Source organism: Burkholderia sp. LMG 13014, assembly GCF_905232215.1.
Classification (GTDB): domain Bacteria; phylum Pseudomonadota; class Gammaproteobacteria; order Burkholderiales; family Burkholderiaceae; genus Burkholderia.
On record NZ_CAJNKE010000336.1, the window covers coordinates 1 to 6,523 of the forward strand.

9 protein-coding genes are annotated in these 6,523 nt (G+C 64.6%); all 9 read left to right on the top strand.

Annotated elements, in window-relative coordinates; genetic code table 11:
- On the top strand, positions 1-1,092 hold a 1,092-nt coding region (locus JYJ84_RS25205; RefSeq protein ID WP_205189579.1), incomplete at its 5' end, for an ATP-binding protein.
- A complete protein-coding gene (locus tag JYJ84_RS25210; RefSeq protein WP_175221727.1) occupies positions 1,089-1,823 on the top strand; it encodes a response regulator in 735 nt (244 codons plus the stop codon). The genes JYJ84_RS25205 and JYJ84_RS25210, both read left to right, overlap by 4 nt.
- Before the next feature lie 295 nt (positions 1,824-2,118).
- Entirely contained in the window at positions 2,119-2,892 is a 774-nt protein-coding gene (locus tag JYJ84_RS25215; protein WP_174958239.1) for an ABC transporter substrate-binding protein, read from the top strand.
- 173 nt (positions 2,893-3,065) lie between these two features.
- Positions 3,066-3,755, top strand: coding sequence for an ABC transporter permease (locus tag JYJ84_RS25220; RefSeq protein WP_174958238.1), 690 nt, complete (start codon positions 3,066-3,068; stop codon positions 3,753-3,755).
- On the top strand, positions 3,752-4,465 hold the full coding sequence (locus tag JYJ84_RS25225) for an ABC transporter permease (protein ID WP_174958237.1): 714 nt from the start codon (positions 3,752-3,754) through the stop codon (positions 4,463-4,465). The genes JYJ84_RS25220 and JYJ84_RS25225 overlap by 4 nt, the downstream gene beginning before the upstream one ends.
- Before the next feature lie 33 nt (positions 4,466-4,498).
- Positions 4,499-5,266, top strand: coding sequence for an ABC transporter ATP-binding protein (locus JYJ84_RS25230; RefSeq protein ID WP_174958236.1), 768 nt, complete (start codon positions 4,499-4,501; stop codon positions 5,264-5,266).
- A gap of 93 nt (positions 5,267-5,359) precedes the next feature.
- Positions 5,360-5,794 (top strand): cupin domain-containing protein, encoded by a 435-nt coding sequence (locus tag JYJ84_RS25235; protein ID WP_175221728.1) that lies wholly within the window; start codon positions 5,360-5,362, stop codon positions 5,792-5,794.
- A 327-nt stretch (positions 5,795-6,121) separates the two neighbouring features.
- Positions 6,122-6,259 carry an HHHH-motif protein gene (locus JYJ84_RS25240; RefSeq protein WP_167347852.1) on the top strand — a complete coding sequence of 46 codons (138 nt, stop codon included), beginning with the start codon at positions 6,122-6,124 and terminating at the stop codon, positions 6,257-6,259.
- A gap of 61 nt (positions 6,260-6,320) precedes the next feature.
- Positions 6,321-6,523 (top strand): DUF3761 domain-containing protein (locus JYJ84_RS25245; protein WP_205189580.1); only part of this gene is annotated, 203 nt, incomplete at its 3' end.

The following is a 6,523-nucleotide window of genomic DNA, read 5'->3' on the forward strand; positions in this document are numbered from 1 at the left end:
GAGCAGATCGCGTCGATCTGCACCGGCACGATCGCGCCGCTGCTGGGTGTGCGCGTCGCGCTCGTGCTACCGGATGCGGATGACCATCTGATGCCGGCGCAGCACGCCCGGTTCGTCGAAGCGCCGATCGCCCGCTGGGTCTACGAGAATGCGCGCGGCGCCGGGTGCGGGCTGCCGCCGTTCGAGCGGGCGGCCGCGCAGTACCTGCCGCTGAAGGCGCCGATGCGCGTGCGCGGCGTGCTCGTGCTGTTCGGCGACGCGCAGCCGGTACCCACCAACCCCGACGATCGCCGCCTGATCGACGCATTGTGCTCGTCGATCGCGATGGCGCTCGAACGCGTGCACTACGTCGGCGTCGCGCAGCATACGCTGGTCCGGATCGAAGGGGAGCGGCTGCGCAACGCGCTGCTCGCCGCGGTGTCGCACGACCTGAAGACGCCGCTGACCGCGATCCGCGGGCTCGCCGAAACGCTGGAGCGGCCCGAGCGGCTGGCCGACGGGCAGCCGGCCGCACTCGCGCACGGGATTCGCAACCAGGCCGAGGCGCTGCACGGGCTCGTCGTGAACCTGCTCGACCTCGCGCGGATGCAGAGCGAGGGCGTGCGGCTGAATCGCGAGTGGCACATGCTCGACGAAATCGTCGGCAGCGCGCTCGCACATTCGGCCGGCGTGCTGGCCGGCCGCGACGTGAGCGCCGACTTGCCGGCCGACCTGCCGCTGATCGACGTCGACGCGCTGCTGATCGAGCGGGTGCTGATGAACCTGCTCGACAACGCGGCGAAGTACGCGGGTACGGACGCGGCCGTGGCGGTGCGGGCACGCGTGTTCGGCGAAACGCTGTACGTCTTCGTCGAGGACGACGGGCCCGGCTTCGCCGCACGCAACACCGAGCCGCTGTTCGAGCCGTTCGAGCGCGAACGCAAGGAATCGTCGATCAGCGGCGTGGGGCTCGGGCTCGCGCTGTGCCGCAGCATCGTCAACGCGCACGGCGGCTCGATCCGCGCGGTACCACTCGATCCGCACGGCGCGCGGTTCGAGATTCGCCTGCCACTGGGCGCGCCGCCCGATATCGAACACGAGAGCCGGACATGATCAGATCGCGCGTACTTATCGTCGAGGACGAATCGGACATCCGCCGTTTCGTGCGGATGGCGCTGGAACAGGAAGGGCTCGACACCTGCGAGGCGTCGACGGCCCGCGAGGCGCGAATGTATGCGTCGAGCAGCAAGCCCGATCTCGTGATCGTCGATCTCGGGCTGCCGGACGACGATGGCAAGACTTTCATCCGCGAATTGCGCGAGTGGTCGACGGTGCCGGTGATCGTGCTGTCGGCGCGGCAGCAGGAAGTGGAGAAGGTCGCGGCGCTCGACGCGGGCGCGGACGATTACCTGCCGAAGCCGTTCGGCGTGCCCGAACTGCTGGCGCGAGCACGCGCGCAGCTGCGGCGCGCGGCGTTCGTGTCGGCCGACGGGCAGTCGTCGTCGATCGTGCGGTTCGGCGACGTGACGGTCGATCTCGGCAAGCACGAAGTCGCGCGCGGCGGCGTGCCGGTTCACCTGACGCGCCTCGAATTCCGGTTGCTCGCCGCGCTGATTCGTGCGCGCGGCGGCGTGATCGCCGCGCGGCAACTGCTGGCGGAGGTGTGGGGCATCCACGACGCGGAGCGCGCGCACTACGTGCGCGTGTACATGACGAACCTGCGGCAGAAGCTCGAACCGGTGCCGGCGCGCCCGCGGCACCTGCTGACCGAGCTGCAATTCGGCTACCGTCTGGTCGGTCTGGAAACGGTCGGGATGGCGGACGGGCCGCGCGGTACGGCGTAGCCAGGTCTAGACAAGTGAAAGGCTGCCGCTGGCGGCGCGTGTACGTCTGGAGAAAGCTGTTGTTTAGCTTGTCGTAATTCGCAATTAATTGAAATTTAAGGAAAAATAGCATTGATGAAACAATCCGCCGACAACTAGTGATAAACACGGATTGCTGGCAAACCTGCAGAAAAGGCAAAGTTGTATGTACAACTTGGGGTGTCGCCGGAAGGGGCGATCTCCGGGTTGGAAGGGTTCACGGCGGCGCGGATCGCCCGACGGGACCCCTGCCCAGTTCGCCTCTGACAGGAACGCCATGAAGAAACTCGCGCTCAGTATTGCCCTTGCCTGCATCGCGGTCGGTGCCCACGCCAAGGATTGGTCGACGATCCGGTTCGGCGTCGACGCCAGCTATCCGCCGTTCGAATCGAAGGACGCAAGCGGCAAGGTCGTCGGCTTCGACGTCGATCTCGGCAACGAGATCTGCGCCCGCCTGAAGGCGAAGTGCGTGTGGATCGAGAACGACTTCGACGGGATGATTCCCGCGCTGAAGGCGAAGAAGTTCGACGGCGTGCTGTCGTCGATGTCGATGACGCCGGCGCGCGCCGAGCAGATCGCGTTCTCCGACAAGCTGTTCAACACGCCGACGCGCCTCGTCACGAAGAAGGGCGCGAACCTGCAGCCGACGGCCGAATCGCTGAAGGGCAAGTCGGTCGGCGTCGAGCAGGGCACCATCCAGGAAACCTACGCGAAGGCCTATTGGGCGCCGAAGGGCGTGCAGGTCGTGCCTTACCAGAACCAGGACGGCGTGTACCAGGACCTGATGTCGGGCCGCCTCGACGCAGCGCTGCAGGACGCGGTACAGGCCGACATCGGCTTCCTGAAGACGCCGCGCGGCGCGAACTTCGACTTCGCCGGCAAGGACATCGACGATCCGAAGACGCTCGGTAACGGCGCCGGCATCGGCCTGCGCAAGGACGACGCCGACCTGAAGGCGAAGATCGACCATGCGATCGCCGACATCATCAAGGACGGCACGTACAAGAAGATCGAGAAGAAGTACTTCGCGTTCGACGTCTACGGCGGCTGACCGTCCATGCGGCGCGCACCGGCTGTGGCGCGCGCCGCGCTTTTTTGGGTGCAACCCGTTTCGCGTGATGCGTCCGACTTGATGAGCAGGTCGCATCAGGTAGTGCGCAGATATCGTTTGATGCGGGGTTAATGGCTGTCGAAAATCCAGCCACCTCGTTCTGGATCCCTCATATGATCTTCCAAGGATTTGGCCCGCTGTTGTGGGCCGGCACGGTCGAGACCGTGAAGCTCGCGGTGCTGTCGCTCGCCGCGTCGCTCGTGCTGGGTCTCATCGGTGCGAGCGCGAAGCTGTCGACCAACCGTGTGCTCAAGTCGATCGGCACCTTCTACACGACGCTGATCCGCGCGGTGCCGGACCTCGTGCTGATGCTGCTGCTGTTCTACGGGATCCAGATCCTGCTGAACAACTTCACCGACATGCTCGGCTGGGACCAGATCGACATCGATCCGTTCGTGGCGGGCGTCATCACGCTCGGCTTCATCTACGGTGCGTACTTCACCGAGACGTTCCGCGGCGCGTTCCTCGCGGTGCCGCGCGGCCAGCTCGAAGCGGGCTTCGCGTACGGGATGAGCGGCTGGCGCGTGTTTCGCCGCATCCTGTTCCCGCAGATGATGCGCTTCGCGCTGCCCGGCATCGGCAACAACTGGCAGGTGCTCGTGAAGGCCACCGCGCTCGTGTCGATCATCGGCCTCGCCGACGTCGTCAAGGCGTCGCAGGACGCGGGCAAGAGCACGCTCGATTTCTTCTTCTTCACGCTGGCTGCAGGCGCGATCTACCTCGCGATCACGACGGTGTCCAATGTCGTGCTGCATCACCTCGAGAAGCGTTATTCCGTTGGCGTCCGGAGGCTCGCACTGTGATCGAACTCGTCAGCCAGTACTGGCAAAGCTATCTCTACACCGACGGCTACCGCTTCAGCGGCCTCGCGATCACGCTGTGGCTGCTGGTCGTGTCGATCGCGCTCGGCTTCGCGCTCGCGGTGCCGCTCGCCATCGCACGCGCGTCGTCGAACCGCTGGATCTCGACCCCCGTGTGGCTCTACACGTACGTGTTCCGCGGCACGCCGCTCTACGTGCAGCTGCTGATGTGCTACACGGGCATCTACAGCCTGCAGGTCGTGCACAACCATGTGCTGCTCGACACGTTCTTCCGCAACGCGATGAACTGCACGCTGCTCGCGTTCGTGCTGAACGAATGCGCGTATGCGACCGAGATCTTCGCGGGTTCGATCAAGGCGACGTCGGCCGGCGAGATCGAGGCCGGGATGGCCTACGGGATGTCGCGCTTCAAGCTTTATACGCGGATCATCCTGCCTTCCGCGCTGCGCCGCTCGCTGCCGAGCTACAGCAACGAAGTGATCCTGATGCTGCACGCGACCACGCTCGCGTTCACCGCGACCGTGCCCGACATCCTGAAAGTCACGCGCGACGTCAACTCCGCGACCTACATGTCGTTCCAGGCGTACGGCATTGCGGCCGTGATGTACGCCCTCGTCGTGTTCACGCTCATCTGGGCGTTCCGCAAGCTCGAGACGCGCTGGCTCGCGTACCTCTCGCCGCGCGGCCATTAACGCTTTCGCAAGATTCGCAAGGAAGGACCAAGCATGTACAAGCTCACCGTTGACAACCTGCACAAGAAGTTCGGCGACAACGAGGTGTTGAAGGGCGTGTCGATGAAGGCGAAGGCCGGCGACGTGATCAGCATCATCGGCTCGAGCGGCTCCGGCAAGAGCACGTTCCTGCGCTGCATCAACTTCCTCGAGCAGCCGTGCTCGGGGCAGATCACGATCGGCAGCGAGCCGATCCAGACCACGCGCGACCGCAACGGCTCGCTGCGCGTGACCGACCAGAAGCAGCTGCAGCGGATGCGCACCAAGCTGTCGATGGTGTTCCAGCACTTCAACCTGTGGGCACACATGACGGTGCTCGAGAACGTGATCGAAGCGCCGATGGCCGTGCTCGGCGTCAGCAAGGACGAAGCGATCGCGCGGGCGCGCAAGTATCTCGAGAAGGTCGGCCTCGCGCCGCGCGTCGAGGGGATGTATCCGTCGCATCTGTCGGGCGGCCAGCAGCAGCGCGTCGCGATCGCACGTGCGCTCGCGATGGAGCCGGAAGTGATGCTGTTCGACGAGCCGACGTCGGCTCTCGATCCGGAACTCGTCGGCGAAGTGCTGAAGGTGATGCAGAAGCTCGCCGAGGAAGGGCGTACGATGGTCGTCGTCACGCACGAGATGGGCTTCGCACGCAACGTGTCGAATCACGTGATCTTCCTGCACCAAGGGAAGATCGAGGAGGAAGGGGATCCGCAGGAGATTCTCGTGAATCCGAAGAGCGAACGGCTCGGGCAGTTCCTGTCGGGGCGGTTGAAGTAAGCCCGCTGGCGGCGTCGCGGACTGCCCGGGACGCCGCACCCTGGAACGCTAAATGCTTGTCACGCGTGATCCTTTCGATGAAGGAGCACCGCGATGAGCACACCCACCATCACCGCCTTTTCCCATGTGAAGCCGCAGGACACCGCCTATCACGGCGAAGGCCTGCGCGATTTCTTCCTGTACCGCGATCTCGGTATCGCGGCCGCGACGAACGGCAAGGTCGTCGCGCAGCTCGTCAGGGCGAATCATGCACCGGAGGCGGGCACCGGCTGGCACCGCCACGAGGCCGAGTTCCATATCGTGATCATGCTGAAGGGCTGGGCGCGCTTCATGTACGGCGAGCGCGAGACACTCGTGAGCGCCGGCGACTGCGTGCATCAGGCGCCGGGAATCGTCCACTACCTGTTCGACTACTCGCCGGATATGGAGTACCTGGAGATCGTCGGGCCGGCCGATTTCAAGTCGATCGACGTCGAAGGGCCGTGCGCAGTGCCGCCGCCGACGCCGTGGGGGGAGGTGGGGGCATAGCTTGGTGATTTCCCGACGGGCATCATCTGTCCACTTGCGATAAACCGCCTTCGGGCGGTTTTTTCGTTGCGCGTTCCACAAAAGCTTCCGTGCGTTCTTCTCGCACCTGCGATCCGCTTGCCCCTTCGTCACATTCTTTCGAATTCCGAATGGTTGCGAAGCTGAAGATCTGGAAAGAAAAGAAAGACATTCGTCAGCTTCGAGGCATTGGCAGCGCTGCGTTGTCAAAGATCGTCAATTGCGGGTGGATGCGGTGCACGGCCTGTCGACGACCGGCGTTAAGGAGGTACCAGCCGGATTACCGGTTGACCTACCCGGGAGAGTTTCATGAAGCGCATCGCGAAGATCCTGACGGCCACCGCAGTGGCATGTGCCGTCCTTGCTCCGGCACTGGCCGAAGCGCATTCGCACCGTGTGTGTCATTTCGATCACCACCACCATCGCGTGTGCCGCTGGGTGCGGTAACCGCGACTTTCCCGGGGATCCCCGGAACGCATTCTTCATTCAGGCAAATCAGGAGAGGACTATGAAAAAGACGATGTTGATCGCCGCGCTGGTCGCCGGCATGGGTATGTCGATCGGTGCGTTCGCGCAGGTTCCGGCCAGCGCGCCGGCCGGCACGACCGGTCTGTGCAAGGACGGCTCGTTCTACTCGGGCGCGTCGAAGAAGGGTGCATGCGCGGGCCACAAGGGTGTGAAGACCTGGTACGGCGCATCGTCGGCGGCAGC